This is a genomic window from Kitasatospora sp. GAS204B, from assembly GCF_029892155.1.
GTDB lineage: Bacteria > Actinomycetota > Actinomycetes > Streptomycetales > Streptomycetaceae > Kitasatospora.
On the sequence record NZ_JARZAG010000041.1, the window covers coordinates 13866 to 36285 of the forward strand.

18 protein-coding genes are annotated in these 22420 nt (G+C 72.7%); 9 read left to right on the forward strand and 9 right to left on the reverse strand.

Features of this window, described 5'->3' with window-relative positions; translation table 11 throughout:
• Positions 1–30: 30 nt before the first annotated feature.
• Together P3T41_RS34170 and P3T41_RS34175 are read right to left on the reverse strand one after the other, a co-directional pair.
• Entirely contained in the window at positions 31–918 is an 888-nt protein-coding gene (locus tag P3T41_RS34170; protein ID WP_280694528.1) for an ABC transporter permease, read from the reverse strand.
• On the reverse strand, positions 915–1775 hold the full coding sequence (locus P3T41_RS34175; protein WP_280694529.1) for an ABC transporter ATP-binding protein: 861 nt from the start codon (positions 1773–1775) through the stop codon (positions 915–917). The genes P3T41_RS34170 and P3T41_RS34175 overlap by 4 nt, the downstream gene beginning before the upstream one ends.
• 327 nt (positions 1776–2102) lie before the next feature.
• On the opposite strand from P3T41_RS34175, the gene P3T41_RS34180 reads away from it, so the two are divergent.
• Positions 2103–3767: a sensor histidine kinase gene (locus P3T41_RS34180; protein ID WP_280694530.1), complete on the forward strand. Its 1665-nt coding sequence runs from the start codon at positions 2103–2105 to the stop codon at positions 3765–3767.
• Entirely contained in the window at positions 3764–4456 is a 693-nt protein-coding gene (locus tag P3T41_RS34185; RefSeq protein WP_280694532.1) for a response regulator, read from the forward strand. Before P3T41_RS34180 ends, P3T41_RS34185 begins: the two co-directional genes overlap by 4 nt.
• An 80-nt stretch (positions 4457–4536) precedes the next feature.
• Here the strand turns inward: P3T41_RS34185 and P3T41_RS34190 are convergent, their stop codons facing one another.
• Entirely contained in the window at positions 4537–5304 is a 768-nt protein-coding gene (locus P3T41_RS34190; RefSeq protein WP_280694533.1) for a pirin-like bicupin family protein, read from the reverse strand.
• Between the two features lie 139 nt (positions 5305–5443).
• Between P3T41_RS34190 and P3T41_RS34195 the strand changes: the two genes are divergently transcribed.
• Both P3T41_RS34195 and P3T41_RS34200 read left to right on the forward strand, forming a co-directional pair.
• Entirely contained in the window at positions 5444–5941 is a 498-nt protein-coding gene (locus P3T41_RS34195; protein WP_280694535.1) for a MarR family transcriptional regulator, read from the forward strand.
• A gap of 34 nt (positions 5942–5975) precedes the next feature.
• The gene (locus P3T41_RS34200; protein WP_280694536.1) at positions 5976–7139 is read left to right on the forward strand and encodes a hypothetical protein; all 1164 of its coding nucleotides are present in this window, start codon (positions 5976–5978) and stop codon (positions 7137–7139) included.
• Between the two features lie 45 nt (positions 7140–7184).
• Here the strand turns inward: P3T41_RS34200 and P3T41_RS34205 are convergent, their stop codons facing one another.
• The 5 genes from P3T41_RS34205 to P3T41_RS34225 all read right to left on the reverse strand — a co-directional run bounded on the left by P3T41_RS34205 (position 7185) and on the right by P3T41_RS34225 (position 11979).
• The gene (locus P3T41_RS34205) at positions 7185–8396 is read right to left on the reverse strand and encodes a sigma-70 family RNA polymerase sigma factor (protein WP_280694537.1); all 1212 of its coding nucleotides are present in this window, start codon (positions 8394–8396) and stop codon (positions 7185–7187) included.
• 1 nt (position 8397) lies between these two features.
• On the reverse strand, positions 8398–8751 hold the full coding sequence (locus P3T41_RS34210; protein WP_280694538.1) for a YciI family protein: 354 nt from the start codon (positions 8749–8751) through the stop codon (positions 8398–8400).
• A 16-nt stretch (positions 8752–8767) separates the two neighbouring features.
• Positions 8768–9352, reverse strand: coding sequence for a dihydrofolate reductase family protein (locus P3T41_RS34215; RefSeq protein WP_280694539.1), 585 nt, complete (start codon positions 9350–9352; stop codon positions 8768–8770).
• Positions 9353–9475: 123 nt separating this feature from the next.
• Complete coding sequence (locus tag P3T41_RS34220; protein ID WP_280694540.1) at positions 9476–11149, reverse strand: FAD-binding protein; 1674 nt, start codon at positions 11147–11149, stop codon at positions 9476–9478.
• Positions 11150–11304: 155 nt separating this feature from the next.
• Positions 11305–11979, reverse strand: coding sequence for a hypothetical protein (locus P3T41_RS34225; RefSeq protein ID WP_280694541.1), 675 nt, complete (start codon positions 11977–11979; stop codon positions 11305–11307).
• A 278-nt stretch (positions 11980–12257) separates the two neighbouring features.
• Between P3T41_RS34225 and P3T41_RS34230 the strand changes: the two genes are divergently transcribed.
• The 5 genes from P3T41_RS34230 (at position 12258) to P3T41_RS34250 (ending at position 20666) form a co-directional block, all read left to right on the forward strand.
• Positions 12258–13721 (forward strand): DUF4331 domain-containing protein, encoded by a 1464-nt coding sequence (locus P3T41_RS34230; RefSeq protein WP_280694542.1) that lies wholly within the window; start codon positions 12258–12260, stop codon positions 13719–13721.
• Positions 13718–15109, forward strand: a complete 1392-nt coding sequence (locus P3T41_RS34235) for a tetratricopeptide repeat protein (RefSeq protein WP_280694543.1) — start codon at positions 13718–13720, stop codon at positions 15107–15109. The genes P3T41_RS34230 and P3T41_RS34235 overlap by 4 nt, the downstream gene beginning before the upstream one ends.
• 84 nt (positions 15110–15193) lie before the next feature.
• Positions 15194–16705 carry a nickel transporter gene (locus tag P3T41_RS34240; protein ID WP_280694544.1) on the forward strand — a complete coding sequence of 504 codons (1512 nt, stop codon included), beginning with the start codon at positions 15194–15196 and terminating at the stop codon, positions 16703–16705.
• A 140-nt stretch (positions 16706–16845) separates the two neighbouring features.
• Entirely contained in the window at positions 16846–18021 is a 1176-nt protein-coding gene (locus P3T41_RS34245) for a cytochrome P450 (RefSeq protein ID WP_280694559.1), read from the forward strand.
• Between the two features lie 218 nt (positions 18022–18239).
• Positions 18240–20666, forward strand: coding sequence for a SpoIIE family protein phosphatase (locus tag P3T41_RS34250; RefSeq protein WP_280694545.1), 2427 nt, complete (start codon positions 18240–18242; stop codon positions 20664–20666).
• A gap of 39 nt (positions 20667–20705) precedes the next feature.
• Here the strand turns inward: P3T41_RS34250 and P3T41_RS34255 are convergent, their stop codons facing one another.
• A complete protein-coding gene (locus P3T41_RS34255; protein WP_280694546.1) occupies positions 20706–22124 on the reverse strand; it encodes a glycosyl hydrolase family 28-related protein in 1419 nt (472 codons plus the stop codon).
• Positions 22125–22420: the final 296 nt, after the last annotated feature.

Genomic DNA, 22420 nt, shown 5'->3' on the forward strand with positions numbered 1-22420 from the left:
ACGGGGTGGGGGTGGGGGCAGGCGATCGGACTAGATGGCCGCGGCCTCGGAGGGCGCCGGCGGACGCCAGGAGAGCAGGCGGCGTTCGAGCTTGGTGATCAGCCACTCGGCGGTGAGCGCGATCACGGCGATCACGAACATCGTGGCGAACACGCCGTTGGGGTCGAAGCTGTTCTGCGCGGTCTTGATGACCAGCCCGAGTCCGCTCTGCGCGCCGAGCACCTCGCCGACCAGCGCGCCGACGATGGCGAAGCCGAAGGCCGTGTGCAGGCTGGCGATGATCCAGGTGAGCGCCGAGGGGACGACGACGTGCCGGACGATCTGCAGCGGGGAGGCGCCCAGCACCCGGGCGTTGGCGAGGATGTTGCGGTCCACCTCCCGCACGCCCTGGAAGGCGTTGAAGAAGACCACGAAGAACACCAGCACCGCGGCGAGCAGCACCTTGGGGGTCTCGCCGATGCCGAAGGCGACCACGAAGATCGAGCCGAGCACGATCCGCGGAATCGCGTTCACGATCTTGATGTAGGGGCCGAACACGTCGGCCAGGAACCGGTTCTGGCCGAGCGCGACACCGAAGACGATGCCGGTCACCGCGCCGAGCACGAAGCCGAACACGGCCTCGCGCAGCGTGGTCGCGATCTGCGCCCAGTAGGAGCCGAACTCGGTGGCCTGGCTGCCCTGGGAGAAGTAGTCGCCCAGCCGGCCGGCGATCCCGCTGGGCTGCCCGAAGAAGAACGGGTCCAGCCAGCCCACCGTGGTGGCCAGTTGCCAGCCGCCGATCACCACGGCGGCCACCGCCAGCCGGGCCGCCAGGACCAGCAGCCTGCGCCGCCGCACCGCGCGAACTCCGGCTCCGGCAGCCTGATCTGACGCTGCGTCAGTCGTCTTCGTGTCAGTGGTGGTGGCGGCACTGCTCATGACGTCTCTCCCGTCGTACGTGCGTAGGCGCGCTGGACCTCTTCGCTCAGCGACTCCCAGATCTGGTGGTGGAGTTCGAGGAAGCGGGGCTCGAAGCGGATCGTCTGCACCGAGCCGCGCGGGCGGGGCAGGTCGATGTCGTAGACCGCCTTGACCGACCCGGGCCCGGAGGTCATCACGACCACCCGGTCGGCGAGTGCGACGGCCTCCTCCAGGTCGTGGGTGATGAAGATGACGGCCGGGCGCAACTGCTCCCACAGGGTCAGCAGCTCGTTCTGCATGATCGCCTTGGTCTGCACGTCCAGGGCACCGAACGGCTCGTCCATCAGCAGGATCGACGGCTCGTTGATCAGCGCGGCGGCCATCGCGACCCGCTTGCGCATCCCGCCGGAGAGCTGGTGCGGGTGGTGGTCCTCGAAGCCGGACAGACCCACCCGGCGCAGCCAGTCCCGCGCCGAGGCGTGCGCCTGCGCCTTCCCGACGCCCCGGAAGATCGGCCCCATCGCCACGTTGCCGAGCACGGTCTTCCACGGCAGCAGCGCGTCCGCCTGGAACATGAAGCTGATGCCGTCCGTGATGCCGGACACCTCGCGGCCGCCGACCCGCACCGAGCCCTCGCTGGGCTTGTCCAGGCCGGACACCAGGCTCAGCGTGGTCGACTTGCCACAGCCGGTCGGCCCCACCACCGCGCAGAACTGGCCCGGCTCCACCGCGAAGGTCACGTCGCGGGTGGCGGTGAAGGCCTCGCCGCTGGGGGTCAGGAACCTCTTGGTGACACCGGACAGCTCGATCCGGGCGTTGCCCGGGTCGGTGCGGCCGTCGGCCGGGCTCGTCGCGACCTCGTTGCGCGCAGCCATCGAATCCCTCTCCTTCTCTGCCTGGTCGGCCACGCCGGGCGTCCGGACCAGTTCGCTGCCTGGCCGGCCGCGCCGGGTGCCCGGACCAGCCGTCGTTTCCGCCGCCACCCCCGGCGTGTTTCCGGGGTGTTGCGCGGTGACGAGAAGGTAGAGCCGGGCCCGACGGCGGCGGGAGTCTTGCGAGCGTTGCGCGCCTTCACCGCGTTCCGGTGGGTTCTGCTCGTTCTGCGCACGGTCGTGGGGCTGGGCAAAGGCCGATTCACCAGGCACAATCGCCGGGCACACGCAGAGCGGACGGGGGGCGGAGCAGTACGGAGGTGGGGCCCGATGGCCCGAAGGAGCGGGCAGGGCCGCAAGCTCTCGGCGCGGATCCTGGTCAGCCAGTTGGTGATCCTGGCGATCACCAGCGCCATCGGCTTCGTGCTGCTGGGCTACGCACAGCGGGCGCAGCTGGACCACGAGTCCGAGCAGCACGCGCTGGCGATCGCCACCATCGCCGCCCGCGATCCGCAGATCGTCCAGGCGATGGCGGACGGCACCGACGGGGGCGTCGTGCAGCGGGCCGCCGGCCGGATCCGTGACGCCGCCCAGGCCTCCTACGTGGTGGTGATCGACCTGAACGGCGTCCGGCACTCGCACCCGCACCCCGATCTGGTCGGCCAGCGGGTCAGCGAGCCGATCGCCGTGCTGGACCACGCTGCGCACACCGGCATGGACAGCGGTGCGACCGGCCGCTCGGCCAACGCCAAGGCGCCGCTGTACGGGCCTGGCGGCGCGCTGGCCGGCGAGGTCTCGGTGGGCATCGACGAGCGGAACGTGCTCGGGGACCTGCGCCGCGAGCTGTCCAGCTTCGCCCTGTACGCCGCGATCGCGCTGGCCGTGGGGTGCGTCGCCTCCTACGTGCTGGCCCGCCGGCTCAAGCGCACCACCTTCGGCCTGGAGCTGGAGGAGATCGCCGGCCTGCTGCAGGACCGCGAGGCGATGCTGCACGGCATCAAGGAGGGCGTGATCGCCTTCGATCCGCAGGAGCGGATCAGCGTGGTCAACGACGAGGCCCGCCGCCTGCTGGGCCTGGGCACCGCGCTCGGCCGCCGGCTCCCGGAGCTGCTGCCGGACGGACGGCTGCGCCGGGCGCTGGACGGCACCCTGGAGGGCGTGGACCTCACCGTGCTGACCGACAGCCACTGCCTGGCCGTCAACCGGATGCCGGTGGTCCTGCACGGCCGCGAACTCGGCGCCGTCGTCACCGTCCGCGACCGCACCGAACTGGTCGGCCTGCTCCGCGAGTTGGACTCCGTCCGGGGCCTCACCGACGCGCTGCGGGCGCAGCAGCACGAATTCGCCAACCGGCTGCACACCTTGGCCGGGCTGCTGGAACTGGGCGACCACCAGGCGGCGTTGGAGTACGCCGTCGAACTCGGCCAGACCGAGGCCGCGCCGGCCGCGGAGATCCGCGACCGGATCGGCAACCCGCTGATGGCGGGCCTGATCGTGGCCAAGACCACGGTCGCCGCCGAACGCGGGGTGCGGATCCAGCTCACCGCGGACTCCCGGCTCACCGAACAGCCGGGCCACCTGCGCCGGCTGCTCACCATCACCGGCAACCTGCTGGACAACGCCGTCGAGGCCGCCCACTGCGGTGGACCGGCCGGTGGCCCGGGCAGCGGGGCCGGCGAGGTACGGCTGACCCTGGTGGAGAACGAGCGGGAGATCCTGCTCCGGGTCGCCGACAGCGGACCCGGCATCCCACCCGGCGCGGCCGAGAAGATCTTCGAGGACGGCTGGTCCACCAGCCCCGACCGCGGCACCGCCCGGCGCGGCCTCGGCCTGGCGCTGGTCCACCGGCTGGTCCAGCGGCACGGCGGCACGATCACCGTCAGCCAGGGCCCGGGCGCGGTCTTCACCGTCCGCTTCCCGTTGCCCGACCACAGCCCGGCGCCACTGGGCGCCGTCTTCACCGTCACCCCCGTCGTGCTGGAGGGCGCGCTGTGATCAGAACCCTGGTGGTGGACGACGACTTCCGGGTCAGCGCGATCCACGCCGCCTACGTCGGCCGGGTGCCCGGCTTCGAGGTGGCCGGACAGCGCGCCGGCGTGGCCGACGCCGTGGCGGCCGTCCACGAGCTGCGCCCCGACCTGCTGCTGCTCGACGTCTACCTGCCCGACGGCAGCGGCCTGGACGTGCTGCGCCGGCTGACCGCCGACAGCCCGGACAGCCGCCCCGACGCCCTGGTCATCACCGCCGCCCGCGACACCGCCTCGGTGCGCGCCGCGATGCAGCTCGGCGCCACCGGCTACCTGGTCAAGCCCTTCGGCTTCGCCGTGCTGGCCGAACGCCTGGCGGGCTACCGGGAACTGCGCGAGCGGATGGCGGCGCTCGACGGCGGCACCGAGCACGGCCAGGCCGAGGTGGACGCGCTGTTCAGCGCGGTGCGGCCGGCCGCGCTGCCGACGATCCCGGCCAAGGGCCACTCGGCGCCGACCCTCTCGGTGGTGCTGGCCGCGGTGCGCGCCGAGCCGGGCGACCTGTCGGCCAGCCAGGTGGCCGAACGCACCGGCATCTCCCGCGCCACCGCCCAGCGCTACCTCTCGTACCTGGTGCGCGAGGGCCTGGTCCGCCTCGACCTGCGCTACGGCACCACCGGGCGCCCCGAGCACCGCTACCGGGTGGCCGCCCGGTAGCGGTGCCCGCGCCTCTGCCTGCGCCCGCGCCGGTGCCTGTGCCTGTGCCTGTGCCTGTGCCTGTGCCTGTGCCGCGAGGCTCAGGCGCGGACGGTGGCGTGCATCTCCCAGACCAGGATCTCGGCCGGCTCGGTGGCCGTCACCCGCTGCCCGCCGGTGGCGGTGAACCGCACCGCGTCACCCGTCGCCAACTCCCCGGCGCCTTCGAGGACGACCGCGCCGCGCGGCACGAACAGGTGCAGGAACGGCGCCTGCGGAAGCTCGACGGACTGGCCGGGCCGCAACCGGGCGACGTGCAGCGCGGCGTACTTGTTCTTGATCCGGATCGCCGACGCGCCGTCGTACTTGGCCATGCCGGACGCCACCGGCACCAGGCCGCCGGTCAGCAACTCGTCCTCGATCTCCAGCTGTTCGTACCCGGGGGTGATCCCGTCCTCGTCCGGCACGACCCACATCTGCACGAAGTGCACCGGATCGCGGTGGACGTCCCCGCTCAGCCGCCAGGAGTCGTTCTTCTCGGAGTGCAGGATCCCGCGACCGGCGCTCATCCGCTGGGCCAGGCCCGGGTAGATCACGCCGTTGTGACCTTCGGAGTCCTGGTGGACGAGCGAGCCCTGCAGCACCCAGGTGACGATCTCCATGTCCTGGTGGGGATGGGTCTCGAAACCGGTGCCCGGCTGCACCAGGTCGTCGTTGTTGACCAGCAGCAGCCCGTGGTGGGTGTTGGTGCGGTCGCGGTGGTGGCCGAAGGCGAAGGAGTGCTTGGAGTCCAGCCAGTCGATGTTGCTCTTGAAGCGGTCCGCGGCACGCCGGATGTCGACGCCAGGAGTGACGGTCGTGCTGCCCATGAGGCGGTCCTCTCACTCGGGGATGCCTGGCGAGCGAGTGCCGCCGCCGGTCATCCTGCGCGACGCCGATAGGTGACGCGTCACGCACATGGAGGAGAACTTAGGTGACGCGTCAATCATTCCCGGCTACGGTGACACCATGACCGCCGACAGCCCCTGGTTGACCGAGCAGCAGCAGCGCGTCTGGCGCGGCTGGCTGAGCACGCAGAGCCGGCTGCCGGCCGCCCTGCACCGACAGCTCCAGGCCGACTCCGAGCTGTCACTGCCGGACTACGACGTGCTGGTCCAGCTCACCGACACCCCCCAGGCCCGGTTGCGGGTGTCGGACCTGGCCGGCGCGCTGGACTGGGAGCGCAGCCGGCTCTCGCACCACATCAAGCGGATGGCCGGCCGCGGGCTCGTGGAGCGCGAGGAGTGCCCGGACGACGGCCGAGGCGCGTTCATCGTCCTCACCCCGGCCGGCCGCACCGCCATCGAGCGGGCCGCACCGGCACACGCCCGGACGGTGCGTGAACTCGTCTTCGACGCGCTGAGCGACGAGGAGCTCGACACCCTGGGCGGCGTGATCGACAAGCTGGTCACCCGGCTCGATCGACCACCGGCCCGTTCACCGCAGCGGCCACCCACCGGCCGATAGGTGATATGACGGAGCCGAGCTGGAGGTGTCCGCCATGACCCGCTACTGCGTCGACCCTGTTCGACACGAACTCATCGCCACCTGGGGAACCGGCCGGGGCGACCTGGCCGCCCGGATCGCCGTCGCACCGGCCGGCACCGACATCGCCACGCTGTCCCGGCTGGCCGCCGCCCTCACCCAGCTGTCCTCGGCGGCCTGGCGCACCTACACCCACCCGGCCAGCGCCGCCGACTCGTTGGAGGTGGAGAGCGAGGGCTGGCGCCGGGAGCAGGAGCGCAAGGCGTTCGAGGACGTCGCCGAGGCCGTGGCCGCGCCCAACCTCCCGCACGGCGGCACCATGACGGTCTCCTACAGCCCCGTGCTGGAGAACGCGCACCGCGTCGGCCGCGCCCTGCTCGCCCTGGACCTGGCGGAGTTGACGCAGGCGGTCCAGGCCGAGACCGCGGCCGAGCTGGCCGCCGTGGAAGGCGCCGAGCTCGGCGACCTCACCGGTCGGGCCCAGCAGGCCGTCCTGCTCAGCCGCGAGGGCGCCTCCCCGGTCCAGGTCGCCGCCGCCGACCGGCTGCTCCAGGAGGACCCGTTCGGCCCGGCCGCGCTCTACTCCGAGGTCGACCCGACCGCCGCCGCCGTGGCCGCGGCCCACTGGCTGCAAGCCGCGGCCGAAGCCGTCGCGGAGGCGTCCGGGTACCCGCTGGCCGAGGTGGTCCGGGAGGCGGACGCCATCGAGGCCCTCCCCCACGAGACGCCCACCCTCGTCCTGGAACTCCTCGACGCCGGTGTCTCCCCGTACGACACCGTCACCGGCCTGGTGCGCCACGCCATGAAGGTCGCCGACGGCGTCCTGCCCGACCCGGCGGCCTTCCGCGAACAGCTCGACGAGGCCGAGGAGATGATCGCCGAGTACACCGACCACGATGCCGACGACGCCGAGGAGGCGGACGCCGTCCTCACCGGCATCCGCCTGACACCGCTGGACCCGCGCCGGCCCGCCCGCGACCTCCTCGAAGACCTGCTCACCGGCATCCACGGCTGCTGGCTCATCCACGACGAGTACGCCGAACCCCTGCCCGACGAGGACGCGGAGGACACCGAGGAACCGGACGACGAAGCGGCCGAGCGCCACCAGCACCACAGCCGAGCGCAGTTCGCCGCAGCCGTGCGCGCCGTCGCCGCCCAGAACCACGACCGGCTCATCTAGGGCGTGTCCTGCCGAGAGCGCACGGGGATGAACGTACCCGCCGCCCTACCGCAGCTCCCGCAACCGGCCTTCCAGGAACGCGCGTTCGGCCCGGTTCTCGGTGCGGGCCAGCGCCGCTTCGTAGGCGCGCACCGCCTCGGCGTCGCGGCCGAGCCGGCGCAGCAGGTCGGCGCGGACGGCGTGGCTCAGGTGGTAGGCGTCGAGGTCGAGGGCCTCGACGAGGGCCAGCGCCGCTTCGGGGCCGTCGGCCTCGGCCACGGCGACCGCGCGGTGCAGGGCCACCACGGGGGTGGGGGCCAGCACCAGTTGCTGGTCGTAGAGCTGGACGATCTGCCGCCAGTCGGTGGCGGCCGCGGTGGGCGCGTCGCTGTGCACGGCGTTGATCGCCGCCTGGAGCTGGTAGGGGCCCGGGCGGCCGAGCCGCAGGCAGCGCCGGACGAGCGCCTGCCCCTCGGCGACGAGTTCGCGGTCCCACCGGGAGCGGTCCTGGTCGGCGAGCAGGACCAGGGCACCGTCCGGGGTGGTGCGGGCGGGCCGCCGCGACTGGATGAGCAGCAGCAGGGCGAGCAGCCCCAGGACCTCCGGCTCGTCGGGCATGAGCTCGGCGAGCAGGCGACCCAGCCGGACCGCCTCCGCGCAGAGCTCCTCGCGCAACGGTTCCGCGCTCGAGCCGCTCAGGTAGCCCTCGTTGAAGACGAGGTACACCACGGCGAGCACCGCACGCAGCCGGTCCGGCAGGTCGGCGTCGGCCGGGACGCGGTAGGGGATCCGGGCGTCGCGGATCTTGCCCTTGGCGCGGACGATCCGCTGCGCCATGGCCGACTCGCCGACCAGGAAGGCGCGGGCGATCTCGGCGGTGGTCAGCCCGCCGAGCAGCCGTAGGGTCAGCGCGACCTGTGCGGACTCGGCGAGGGCGGGATGGCAGCAGGTGAAGATCAGGCGCAGCCGGTCGTCGTGCACGGGTCCCTCCTCGGCCGGTTCGTCGCGGGTGTGCAGCAGCTGCGCCTCGGCGTGCCGGCCCGCACGGGACGCCTCCCGACGCTGCCGGTCGATCGCCTTGTTGCGGGCGGTGGTGATGATCCAGCCGGCCGGGCTGGGCGGCAGCCCGGCGGACGGCCACTGCTGGGCCGCCGTGGTGAACGCCTCCTGGACCGCCTCCTCGGCGCTGTCGATGTCGCCGACGAGACGGACCAGGACGGCCACGGCACGCCCGTACTCCTGGCGGAAGACCTGTTCGATCTCCGTCGCTGACGTCACGTCAGTCCTCGGCTTCGCCCTGGAACGGCCGTACCTCCACCGGCAGGCGGGTGGCCCGGGCGTACCTGCGACCCCACGCCAGCGCGGCATCCAGGTCGGGGGCCTTGATGATGGTGAACCCGCCGAGGTACTCCTTGCCCTCGGTGAACGGGCCGTCGATGACGAGCACCTCGCCGTCGCCGGGCCGCAGCACCGTGGCGGTTCTCGGGTCGTGCAGGCCCTGGCCGAACACCCAGCAGCCGGTGGACTCCAGCTCCCGGCGCAGCACGCCGAGATCGGCCATCACCGCTTCCAGGAACTCCGGTTCGGGAATGCCGCCCTGCGGCTGGTACATGCTGAGCAGGTACTGCTTCATCGTCCTGCGCCTTCCCTCAGAGCGTCTCGTACGTCGCGAGCAGCACACCGGTGGTGGTCGCCACGCTGTCGACCAACCGCAGCCGGCTGAACGAGCCGTCCTCGGGGAACAGTCGCCGCCCCGACCCCAGCAGCAGCGGGTGGATGGACAGCACGAACCGGTCGACCAGCCCGGCCGCGACCAGCGAGCGGACCAGCTCGCCGCTGCCGAGCACCACGATGTCCTGCTCCAGCTCCTTCTTCAGCTGCCCGACGGCATGCGCGAGATCGCCGGTCAGCAGTGTCGAATTCTGCCAGGGCAGCGGCTCCGCCAAGGTCCCGGACGCGACGTACTTGCGGGTGTTGTTCAGCTTCTCGGTGAAGGGGTTGCCGTCGGTGCGCTCGGCCCAGGCCTGCTGGAAGTCCTGGTAGGTCCGCCGCCCGAACAGCAGCGCGCCGGTGCCGGCCATCTCCTTGCCCATCGCCGCCATCATCACCTGGTCCTGGTAGCCCGTCCCCCAGCCGCCGTGCCGGAATCCGCCCCGGGTGTCCTCGTCGGGGCGGCCCAGCCCCTGCATCACGCCGTCCAGCGTCACGCTCTCGGTGACCACGATCCTGGCCATCGCACACTCTCCTCGGGTTCGGCGACCGGCCTGGCGCCGATCGCTCTCACCCCCTACACGAACGGCACCCGGCGAAATCGACACGGGCCAGGCGCAGGATTCGTGGATCGGTGCGGGGCGGCGTCAGGCAGCCGGGATGCCTTGGGGGAAGCGGAACAGGCCGTCGGGATCGTAGCTCTGCTTGAGCTGGCGCAGCCGTGGCGCGTTGGCGCCGTAGTACGCCTGCTCCCAGTCGGCCAGCTGCGGGTCGGCGTAGTTCTGGTACGCCTCGCCGCTGGCATACGGGCGCATGGTGGACCAGACGTCCCGCAGCCAGGCCTGCGACTGATCCACGCCGGGGCCCGAACCCAGGCCGGGGTCAGGGTAGTTGGCTATGTACTGGGCGAGGAACAGGGCGCTGCGGTGGACGAACGCGGTGTCCGTAGCCCCGACGCGGTTGACGGCGCCGCCGAGCGAGTCGAACGCGACCGAGGAACTGCCTCCCTGCGGCACCGTGCGGGCGTACCGTTCCACGGCCGCGACCAGGGCGGCGGCGCCGGTCCGGTCGATCGGCCGGGTGTAGAAGTCCGAGCGGGCGGCGTACGACTCCCGGGTGAGCCGGCCCTGCGGGGAGTGTCCGGGCAGCGTGCCCGCCAGATGGGCGGCGCCCTGCGACCAGCCGGCGACCCCGCCCATCACCTGCATGGTCGCGAGGTAGGAGGCGGAGTGCAGCGGCGCCGACTGCGGCCGGACCCCGAGCTGGTCCACCAGGTTCGCCAACTCGCTCTGCGGGCCGAGGTAGTTGACCGTGCTGCTGACGGTGCGGCGGCCGTCCGGCCAGGCCTGCAGGTGCAGGTCCGCCCAGAGCTGGTCCGGCGCGCCCGGCGCCCACTGCTGCCAGGCGGCGACCACCGCCGCCGCCTGTGACCAGGGCCAGCTGAGGAAGCCGTAGGAGCAGTCCACGGCCGGGTGGGTGCGCAGCGAGAGCGAGGTGACCACGCCGAAGTTGCCCCCGCCGGCACCCTGCAGGGCCCAGAGCAGGTCGGCGTCGCTGTCGGCCGAGACCTCGCGGATCCGGCCGTCCGCGGTGACGATCTGCGCGCCGGTCAGGCTGTCGCAGGTCAGTCCGTACGCCCGGCAGGTCACTCCGAGCCCGCCGCCGAGGGCGAGCCCCGCGACGCCCACGCTGGGGCAGGAGCCGGCCGGCACGGTGAGCTGCCGGTCCGCGAGCCCGCTGTAGACGTCGATCAGCCGGGCCCCGGCGCCGACCGTCGCCGTGCCGCCGGAGGCCGAGACACCGTTCAGCCTGCCCACGTCGAGCACCAGTCCGGGCCCGCCCGACCAGCCGGCATAGCTGTGCCCGCCGCTGCGCGGCACGATCGGCACGCCGTACCGGCGGGCGAAGGCCAGGCAGCTGGCGGCGTCCTGGGCGCCGGCCAGGTAGGCGACCGCGGCCGGGCGCAGGGTGTCGAACTGCGGCTGGTAGAGCCGGCTCGCCTCGGGGTACGCGGCGTCGCCGGGCCGCACCAGCGTGCCCTGGAGATCCTTGGCGAGCGCGGCCCAGTCGGCCGGGCCGGCGCTGCCGCCGGAAGCCGAGGGCTTGGGGGCCGTAGCGCTCGGCGAGGCGCCGCCACCGCTCGAGGCGGGCACGGGCGTGGGAGCGGCCGACCGGCCCGGCGCGGACGAGGCCGCGGAGCCGGGCCGACTCGGGCCGCACCCGGCCACGGCTGCCGCGGCCGCGCCGCCCGCGGCGAGCCGCAGCGCGGCGCGGCGGGACAGCCGCGTGGCGGCGGACGAGGGGGTGGAGCTCTCGGTCATGGTCACGCTGCTTTCGCGGTGTCGGCCCGGCGCGCGCCGGCACCCTGCCGACCCCGACCCTCGCATACCGCGAAAGCCGCCGTCACTCCAACGACACCTCGCGCGACCCGCCCGGTTCCCGTCGCACGTCACCGGCGCGAATTATGAAACACGCCCTAGCTGGGCACGTAGTCGAAGCGCGGGGTCAGCGTGCCGAACATGGAATCCGCCTTCAGACCCTCACCGAAGTACTGCGTGGTCAGGGCGGCGGTCTCCTGGGTGATGTGGAACGGCACCCGGTCGAGCTTGAAGCCGGTGAGGGTGGGACGGCCGTTGGCGAGCACCTCGGCGGGGGTGGTGTAGGCGAGCAGGGTCTCGTCGCTGACCTTCTGCCCGTTGACCCGCACACCGGCCGAGTAGCCGGGCTGGGGCACGATCCGGATCCAGGTGGGCTCGAGTTCGACGTGGGTGCCGCTGCTCGCCTGGTCGAGGGTCATCCCGCCGGGGTAGAAGATCCGCCCCTGGGAGTCGAGGTGGTCGCCGGCCGTGGAACCGATCGGCATGTCGAAGCCGAGGCCGTCGGGGTCCAGCACGAACGGCGCGATCGCGCCGAGCTTGACGCCGTTGCGGGTCAGCCAGGCCGCGGTCTCGGCGCTGACCCGGACGTGGGCGCTGCCCCACGGGGAGATGTAGATGCCAGGTGCGGCCGGACCGTTCGGGCTTTCCGCGGCGGTGGCCGCCGGGGCCGCCGGGCCGCCCGGCAGCGCGGCGGCGCCGGCGTTGGCCGGCGCGGCCGACAGGGCCAGGGCGCCGGCCAGGGCGAGGGCGGCGACCGTGTGGAACAGACGCATGGTCAGTTCTCCAGTTTTCATGCGAAGTTGATGCTTCGTCGGCGAAGCAGGCCCATCTCTAGCGCACCTGACGCGGCCGCGGCTATCGATCTCACTCGGCCGAGTGAAGATCATCACTCGTTCGACTGGCGCCCCCGCGACCTGGCCAATCCATGATCCACAGCGGCCCTAGGGTGTGGTCACGGACAGCCCGCCGCAGTGGTTCCCGGCGAGTCACCGTCCGTCCCTCGTGCTGCGCGGCGAGTCCGCACCGCCCCCTCCCAGCCCTGGAGTTGCCGATGCCCCGCCACCCTGCCCGCCGCGCCAGACGGCTCGCGTTCGCCGCCGCCACCGCGCTGCTCACCACCGCCGCGATGGCCGGCCCCTACGTCGGCACCAGCCAGGCCGGCGGCCACTTCGACGCGCCCGGTGTGATCGCCGACCCGCAGGCCAACTTCACCGACATCTACGCCTTCAGCAGCCCGGACAACCCGGACATGGCGACCATCATCGCCGACGTCCAGCCGACCCAGCTGCCCGGCAGCACCCCGGCGCCGGTCAACTACCCGTTCGCCACCGGCGGCGCCCGCTACGAGATCCACCTCGACGGGCGCGGCACCGGCGGCTCCGACATCACCTACCGGTGGACCTTCCGCACCGAGGACCGGCGACTGTTCGGCGCCGGTCCGATCGCCGTCGGCCCGGTCCGCTCGCTGAACGACAGCACGCTGCTGTTCCGCCAGTACTACACGCTGGAGCGGATCCGGGCCGGCCAGGCGCCCGAGGTCCTGGTCAGGGACGCCCCGGTCGCCCCCACCCAGCAGAGCAGCGGCCTGATGCCCGACTACCGGACGCTGCGCGACCAGGCCACCACCGCGCTCCCCGGCGGCGGCCGCTCGGTGGCCGCCCAGACCGCGGAGTCCTTCCAGGCCGACTCCCGGGTCTTCGGCTACTTCATCCTCGGGACGGCCGGCCCGGTGCCGGGCTACCTGCCGGCCGCCAACCCGCTCGCGGCGGTCAACGTCAGCAGCCTGATCCTGCAAGTGCCCAAGAGCGAACTGGCGTTGAAGGGCGACGTCAGCCGCAACCCGGTGGTCGGCGTATGGGCCACCATGTCCCGCCCCGGCGCCGACCTCACCAAGGACCTGCGCGCCCAGGACGCCTCGTACCGTCAGGTCGGCCGGCTCGGCAACCCGCACATCATGTTCGCGCTCTGGGGCACCTTCGGCGGCATCGCCACCCCGGGCGGCCCCGAGGACCGCTTCAACGGCCGCCCGGCCGACCAGGACCAGCACGACCAGGCGTTCCTCGACTCCGCGCTCGACCCCGCCCCGCCGCACAAGATCGCGGCCGCCGGCAACTTCCCCGCCCCGCCCACCCCGCGCGCCGACATCCGCGCCCTGTTCCTCGGCGGGATCGGCAAGAACAACGGCGCCAAGTTCGGCTTCGACCTCAACACCCAGGCGATGAACGCCGACGCCGACCCGGGCGCGCTGGCTTGGGCCGACGAGCTGCGGCTCAACCTCGGCACGCCGGTGAGCGCCAATCCCAACCGGTTCGGGGTGCTGGACGGCGACCTCCAGGGCTACCCGAACGGCCGCCGACCCAACGACATGATCGACAACTCGCTGCTGCGGATGCTGGAGGGCGAGCCCGGCGGCCCGTCCGCCGCCGGGCTGCTGCCGTCGCCGCTCTTCGACCTCCAGCCGAAGCCGGCCACCGACAGCTTCCCGTACCTCAACCTGCCGCACGCCCTGCCGTGACCTCCGACGATCCCCAACAGCGGCCCGTTCGCCGCCTGTTCACCGTGCGCCACCCCTCCCGGTGGCGCACGGCGGGCCGGGCGGCGGGCGCGGCCGCGGTCGTGCTCGGGTGCGCGGTCGGCCTGCTCGCCCTCGGACCGACCGGCCCGCTCGCACCGCCGACGGCCGGCCCGGGCGCCGTGCCGCAGCCGCAGCCGCAGCCGCAGCCCACGGTCGACCGGCTCCAGAGCGCCCGGTCGGCTGTCCGCGATCGACCCGCGGACCCGTACGCCTGGCAGCAGTTGGGGATGGCCGACCTCGACCAGGCCCGGCTCACCCTGGACGCGGACCGCCTCGCCGACGCCGACCAGGCGTTCCGACGCTCGCTGGCGCTCAAGCCGGAGGCCAACTACGGCGCGCTGACCGGCACCGGCATGCTCGCCAACGCCCGCCACGAGTTCGCCGCCGCCCGGGACGCCGGGCAGCGCGCGACCGCGATGGCCCCCGACCGGGCGACCGGCTACCTGGTGCTGGCCGACGCCGAAATCCAGCTCGGCGACTACCCGGCCGCCACCGCCGCCACCCAGCGCCTGCTCGATCTGGCGCCGACCGTGCCCGGTTACACCCGTGCCGCCTACGACCTGGAGACCCACGGGCGGGCGGAGGAGGCGCGGATCGCCCTCGGACGTGCGCTGGACAGCGCGAGCACACCCGGCGACACCGCGTTCTGCGAGCACCGGCTCGGCGACCTCGCCTGGGACCACGGCCGGTTGGACGAGGCGGACGGCCACTACCAGCGCGCCCTGGCGCTCGCCCCCGACGACTACTACGCCCAGGCGGGGCACGCCCGGGTGCTGGCGGCCGGCGGCCGGGTGGCCGAGGCGGTGACGGACTACCAGCGGCTGGTGGCGCGCGCTCCGCTGCCCCAGTTCCTGCTGGAGCTGGCCGAGTTGGAGCTCTCCCAGCGGCAGGACGGCGCCGCTGCCGGGCAGTTGTCCGCACTCGCGGCCCAGGTGCGACTGCTGGCTGCCGGCGATGGCAACGCGCCCGTCGACCCGGCGCTGATGCTCTATCAGGCCGACTACGGCGACCCGGCGGCGGCGGTGCGGCTGCTGCGCGGGGAGTGGGACCGGCGCCGCAGCGTCCTGGTCGCGGACGCCCTCGGCTGGGCGCTGCACCGCGCCGGGCAGGACGACGAGGCGCTCGACCTGCTGCACCAGGCGGCCGCCACGGGCTGGCACAACCCGCTCTTCGCCTACCACCGGGGCGCGGTCGAGGCCGCCCTCGGCCGGCCGGAGGCGGCCGACGACCTGCGGGAGGCGCTCGCCCTCAACCCGCACTTCTCGCCCTACCACGCCCCGCTGGCCCGGCAGTTGCTCGCCGGGCTGGCGACGGCGTCCGCGCCGTGACCCCTGAACCGCCCTCTTGCCCGCCAGCCGTCCGTCAGGAACCTCGTCCGTCAGGAACCCCGTCCGTCACCGTCAGGAACTCCCGTGAACCGCCCGCAGCAGGCCGCGCTCTGCCTCCTGGCCACGCTCCTCCTCACCCTCACCACCGGCGTCACCACCGCGCAGGCCCACCCGCTCGGCAACTTCTCGATCAACCGGCTCGACCAACTGCGGCTCTTCCCCGACCGGATCGAGGACACCGCCCTGGTGGACAGCGCGGAGATCCCCACCGCCCAGGACCAGGACGCCACCGACACCGACCACGACGGCCGGATCAGCCCCACCGAGGCGGCCGCCCGGGCCGCCACCCGGTGCACCGACCTGGCCTCGGGCATCCGGACGTCGGTGGACGGCCGCGAGATCACCTGGCGGGTCGTCAGCAGCGCGCTCTCCTACCGCCCCGGCGCGGCCGACCTGCCCACCGCCCAACTCGCCTGCGCCCTCGCCGCCGACGCCGACCTCACCCGGCCCGCGGCCGTCACCTTCGCCTCCGGCGCCGACGGCGGACGGATCGGCTGGAAGGAGATCACCGCGACGGCCGGCGAGCGAGTCCGGCTGACCGGCTCCTCCGTCCCCGGCCAGAACATCAGCGGCGGCCTCACCGCCTACCCGCAGGGCCTGCTCGATCAGCCGCTCGGCGTGCTCAGCGCCGAGCTGCACAGCGCGCCCGGCGACGCCGGCGCCCTGCCGGCCGCCGACGAACCGGCCACCGGCGCGCTGCCGACCGCGAACGGTGGCTGGGTGCTCTTCCCCGGGCTGGAACGGCGGCTCGGCGCCCTGGTCGGCTCCCGCGACCTGACCGTCCCCGTCGGTCTGCTCGCGGTCGCGCTCTCGCTGCTGCTCGGCGCCGGCCACGCGGCCCTGCCGGGCCACGCCAAGCTCGCCGTGGCCGCCTGCCTGGCCCAACGCCGCGGCGGTCTGCGCGCGGCACTGGCGGTCGGCGCCACGGTGACCGCGACGCACACGGCCGGCGTGCTGCTGGTCGGCCTGGCGTTGACGGCCTCGGTCGGCCTGGCGGGCGAGCGGGTGCTGGGCTGGCTCGGTGCCGTGGGCGGGGCGCTGATCACGGTGGTGGGCGCGAGCCTGCTGCTGCGCGCGATCCGCGCGCTGCGCCGGCAGGCACCGGAACAGGACCATCACCACGGGCACGACCACGCCCACCCGCACGGGCACAGCCACCCGCACAACCACGACCCGGCGCACGACGCCGAGCACCCCCACCGGCGCCGACTGGCCAACCTCCCCTCGCTGCTCGGCATCGGCCTGGCCGGCGGTCTGGTGCCCAGCCCCTCCGCACTGGTCGTGCTGCTCGGCGCGGTCGCCCTGGGCCGCACCCTGTTCGGCGTCCTGCTGGTGATCGGGTACGGCGTGGGCATGGCCCTCGCCCTCGCCGCAGCCGGTGTCCTGCTGGCCGGCGGCAGCACCCGGCTGGCCGGCCTCACCGCCCGCCGGCTGCCCACCCTGCGCCGCTTCGCTCCGTACAGTTCCCTGCTGACCGCCGGCGTCGTCCTCGCCGTCGGCCTCAGCCTCACCGTGCGCGGCCTGCCCTGCCTGTGACTGACCCGGCCGCCGATCTCGGCCCGCCCTGGCGGGACTTCACCGCTGCGCTGCCCGAGATCATCCTCGACGGTGACGCGGCCTTGGCTCGCTGGCTACGCTCGGTGGCCCAGGCGTACGCCACGAGCGAAGGGATGAGCATGAGCAATCCGCTCCAGGACCCTGCCTTCTTCCAGGACCCCTACCCCACCTTCGCAGCCCTTCGGAGCTCCGCGCCGGTGATGAAGATGCCCGGCGGCCAAGGCCGGCCCAGCTTCCTGGTGACCGGCTACGCCGAAGCCCGAGCGGCGTTCGCCGACTCTCGGCTGTCGAAGGACACGGCCGTCTTCTTCGCCGGCAAGGACACCGGGCGACGCCTGCACCCGGCGGTGTCCCACAGCATGCTCGCCACCGATCCTCCGCAGCACACCCGACTGCGGCACCTGGTCACAAAGGCGTTCACCCCAGGGGCTGTTGCACGGCTCCGCCCGTACATCGAGAGCGTGGTCGACAAGCTGCTCGACCAGTGGACGCCCGGCGAGCAGACCGACGCCATCGAGAGCTTCGCCGTCCCGCTCCCCGTCACCGTAATCTGCCAGCTGCTGGGCGTACCCGAGCCGGACCGTGCGGACGTACGCGTGTGGTCGAACGAGCTGTTCGCGGCCGGGCAGCCCGAGCGGATCGACTCCGCGTCCCACACCATCGCCGACTACCTGGCCGACCTCATCGCAGCCAAGCGTCGGACGCCCGACGGCAGCCTGCTCACGGACCTCATCCGGGCCCGCGACGGCGCGGACCGGCTCAGCGAAGACGAACTCCTCTCCCTCGCCGTCCTCCTGCTGGTAGCCGGACACGAGACCACCACCAACCTGATCGGCAACGGGCTGCTGGCCGCGCTCCAGGCTCCGGGTTCGCTTGATCGGCTGCGCAAGGAACCCGAGCTGGTCGACGCAGCCGTCGACGAGCTGCTGCGGTTCGACTCCCCCGTCAGCATGGCCACCTTCCGCTTCGCCACCGAGGCCATCAGCCTCGGCGGCGTGGAGATCCCGGCCGGCTCACCCGTGCTCATCGCACCCGGAGCCGCCAACCGCGATCCCGCCCAGTTCTCCGAACCCGACGGGCTCGACCTTGACCGGAACACCAAGGGGCACCTCGCATTCGGGCACGGCATCCACCGCTGCCTCGGGGCCCCGCTGGCCCGCGCCGAGGGCGAGATCGCCTTCCGGGCCATCGCCACTCGCTTCCCCCGGCTCCGGCTCGCCGTACCCAGCGCCGAGTTGCAGTGGCGACACACACGACTCATGCGGGGCCTCGAGACGCTGCCCCTTCTCCCCTGAGTCCGTCTCCGCGCTGCTGCGCGACCGGGCGGATCCGGTGGTACCAGCCCGCCAGGCTGCGGGCGACACCGCTGTGGCGCGAGAAGACTGCACCAGCGCTGAGGAGCATCAGTTGCAGCGCTCCCGGCTGACAGCTCTGGTACGAGTGATCGACGTGAAATGGGGCCATACCCGAGGAATCCTTGAACCAACGGAGCCCCGAAGCGGGATGGTCAACCATGGACACGTCAGCGACCGGCGACAGTCATCCGAGCGAGGCCTTCGCCACGAGTGCGACCCTGGCCGTGGCCGTGGCATCCGCGGACGGAGTACTGACGCACTGGAGTCGCGGCGCCCAGCAGCTGCTCGGGTACTCCGCCTCCGAAGCGGTGGGTCGCCCGGCAGCGGGCCTGCTCGCCTCGCCGCTTCCCGGGGCCGCTCGCGAGGAGCTCGGTTCACCCAAGGGCTGGGCCGGCAGCGTCGTGCTGCGCGGTCGCGACGGACGGCCGGTGGAATGCCGCCTGCGCGTGCGGTCGCTGGCCGGCGATGACGGGCGGGTCGACTGGCTGCTCCAGGCCGGGGTCGAGCGGCAGGCGGGCGACCTCGATGAGGCCATGCTGCTCCCCTGGTCGTTCGACCAGTCCCCGTTCGCCCTGGCGATCTACGACACCGAGGGGCGGTTCCTGCACGTCAACGAGGCCATGACGCGGCAGCTCGGAGCCTCGCCTGAGGAGCTCCGCGGGCTTCGGATCACCGAGCACATGCCGGATCCGCTGTTCGAGGACCCGCAGCGCAGCGTCGAACGGGTGGCGGCGACCGGTGAGCCGGAGCAGCTCGAGAACTACGTGCGGGTGCCGGGCGAGGCCCGCCCACACGCCTGGACCAGCCATTTCACCCCGCTCAAGGACCCGGCCGGCCTGGTCCGGGGTGTGCAGCAGGTTGCGCTCGACTTCTCCGAACAGCACGCGGCCCGTGAGCGAATGGCGCTGCTCAACGAGGCCAGCAGGCGGATCGGCAGCAGCCTGGACGTGGTCCGCACCGCCCAGGAGCTGGCCGATGTGGCCGTGCCGGCCTGCGCGGACTTCGTCTCGGTCGACCTGCTCGACGCCGTGCTGCAGGGGGACGAGCCCGCGCCGATCCCGGCCGGCGGCCCGCTGGTCCTGCGGCGCGCGGCCGTCCGCTCGGACCTGCGGGGCGTCGTCGCGGTCGGCGAGCCGGCCCGCTACCCGGCGGCCTCCCCCACCGCCCGCTGCCTGGCCACCGGCCGCGCCGTCGTCCACCGGATGGTCGACCCGGAGATCGCCCAGTGGCTGGCCGAGGATCCGGACCGGGCCGCCTGGGTGAGCCGGCACCGCCCGCACTCGCTGATCGCCGCGCCGCTGCGTGCCCGCGGCACGAATCTCGGCGTCGTCCTCCTCACCCGTCAGGACCCCGCTGCCGCACCGTACGGGCCGGACGACCTGCGGGTCGCCGAGGAGCTGGCGGCGCACGCCGCGGTCTGCATCGACAACGCCCGCCGCTACACGCGTGAGCACAACACCGCCCTGGCTCTTCAGCAGAGCCTGCTGCTGGACGGGACGCCCGCGCAGACCGCCGTCGACGTCGCGGGCCGGTACCTGCCCGCGGGCTCGCAGGCCGGCGTCGGCGGCGACTGGTTCGACGTGATCCCGCTCTCCGGAGCCAGGGTCGCCCTCGTGGTGGGTGACGTCGTCGGCCACGGCATCCACGCCGCTGCCGCCATGGGGCGCCTTCACACGGCCGTACGCACGCTCGCCGACGTCGATCTGGCCCCGGACGAGCTGCTCGCGCACCTGGACGACCTCGTCATCCGGCTCGGCACCGAGCAGGAGCGTGCCGACGTACCACCGGGAGAGCTCGGAGCCACCTGCCTGTACGCGGTCTACGACCCGGTCTCCCGTAAGTGCTCGCTCGCCGACGCCGGCCACCCCTGGCCCGCTCTGGTGACCCCCGACGGCAGCGTGGACTTCATCGAACTGCCCACCGGCCCGCCACTGGGCCTGGGCGGCCTGCCCTTCGAGTGCGTCGAGAGCGAACTTCCCGAAGGCAGCCTGCTCGCGCTGTACACCGACGGCCTGATCGAAGCCAGTGGTCGCGACGTCGACACCGGCCTGAGCGCCCTGCGAACGGCCCTGGCCGCGGCTGCCGTCCCCTCGCTCGACACCACCTGCGACACCGTCCTGGCCGAGATGCTCGACCAGCGCCCCACCGACGACGTCGCACTGCTCATCGCCCGCACCCGCGTCCTGGACATCGGGCACGTCGCCAGCTGGGACGTCCCCGCCGATCCGGCCATCGTCGCCGAGATCCGCGCGAAGGCGACCGCGCAGCTCCACACGTGGGAGCTGGACGAGCTGGCCTTCGTCACCGAACTCGCGGTCAGCGAGCTGGTGACCAACGCGATCCGCTACGCCACCACGCCCATCCAGCTGCGGCTCATCAAGGACCGGACGCTGATCTGCGAGGTCTCCGACGCCAGCAGCACGGCACCGCACCTGCGCCGCGCCCGCATCTTCGACGAAGGCGGACGCGGCCTGATGATGGTCGCCCAGCTCACCGAACGCTGGGGCACCCGGTACACCGGCACCGGCAAGACCATCTGGGCCGAGCAGCCCCTCCCACGCCCACCTGCCCAAGCCCTCGCCTGAGCCCGACACCGACATCGCCAGGCACTCGCTCGCAGCGGTTCAGTACCCCTTGACGAAGTTGGTCACGTACCACTTGGCGGCAGTGGCGTTGTAGACCGCGGTGAGGAAGTCCCGCTTGTTCGGCGTCGTGGTGAGCGTGGTCGAGGAGATGGTGGTACCCAGACCGAACGCGGAACTGAGGATGAGGGCACGGCTTCCGGTGCCGTCCTGGATGAGCTCCCAGGTGAGGCGTTGGCCATCCGTGGGGTTGCTGGGGGTGCCCAGCGTTCTGTTGCCTTTGAGGGTGACGCGGAAGAGGTTTCCCAGTGCGGCGTTGGTGGCGATGGTGGCCGCGTCGGTGAGGGTGACGGGGGCCGGGCTGACCTTCGCGTCGACGTAGTCCTTGCGCGTCAGGTGCTCGGCCGACGTCGGTGCGGCGGTGGTGGAGACGTTGCCTTCGTAGTAGGCGGAGTTCGAGCCGTAGACGAAGCCGCTGGCCACCGTGCCGCCGGCGGTGTCGTTGATGACGTTGGTGTAGCCCGCCAGCGACAGGGGCTTCACGTTGCTGCAGTCGCCGAGGGTGGCCGAACAGCCGGCGTCGACCGTGACCGAGTTGACCGCCGAGACGGCGGGCGTGTTCTCGGCGAATCCGAGGATGCTGACCGCTCGCGCGGCGCCGGTGACCCAGATGCTGATGTTCGGGCTGTTGTAGGTGAAGGAGTTGTACAGGCCCACACCGATGGCGGCGTTGATCTTCCAGCTGTAGCCGTTGTATCCGGTGCCGCGGTTGACCGCGGATTCGGCGCCGCATCCGGTGAAGCTGATGCCCTGGCTGCCGATGCCGGTCACCTCGTAGCCGATGCCGCAGTTGTCGGCGGCGCAGCCGACGAAGGAGCAGTAGGCCATGGTGTCGATGTGGAAGCCGGCGTTGGTGTTGGTGTCGGCGTAGCAGGAGGAGAACGAGCAACTCGTCCCCGCGGCACCTCCGGAGACACCGTGGATGCTCCAGCCGTGGTTGCCGTTGTCGGCCGAGGTCACGCCCTCGAACGTGGACACGATCGGGTTGGAGAGGTCGATTCCGGTGTCGCCGAAGAACTTCACGGTCATCCGCGCGAACGCTAGCGAGACGGTCGCGGGGTTGGCCGATCGGGTGAGCACGATCCCTTTACCGCTGCCGCTGCCCGGCCCTTGGATGGTGAGGTCCTGGACGGTCAACCGGGTGATGTCCGAGCCGGTCAGCCCGTTGGCGGTGGTGCTGCTCTGCGCGATCACTGACGAGCCGTCACTGACCCCCTCCAGCACGAGGTTGGAGCGGGCCACCAGCACCGAGGAGATCTTGTAGGTACCCGCGGGGAAGACGACCGTTCCGCCGGAGGAGGGCACCGCGTTGATCGCGGTTTGAATCGCGGTGGTGTCGTCCGTGACGCCATTGGCGGTCGCGCCGTAGTCCAGGACGTTGAACCAGTAACTGGTGGCCATGATGATCTCCGTCCAAGCTCGCACTGTTGGTGGAGGGTGCTGCAGCTGGGACTGGCACTTCACCAGGGTCCGGTGGCCAGCCCCAACGGTCGATCAGAGTGATTCAAGCTGAATCCGCGATGGGAGCCCGGCCGCGTCAGAGCAGTACCTCGGTCATGGAATCCGGTACGGGCTGGCCAGGAACAGGCGAGGGCACGTTCGTCGACGTGCCACGCCGGGGTGCGATTTCACTGCGCCTACTCAGCGTAATGGATAAGTCATTCCCCGTAAAGGGATTCGGGATTCCCTCGCGCGGT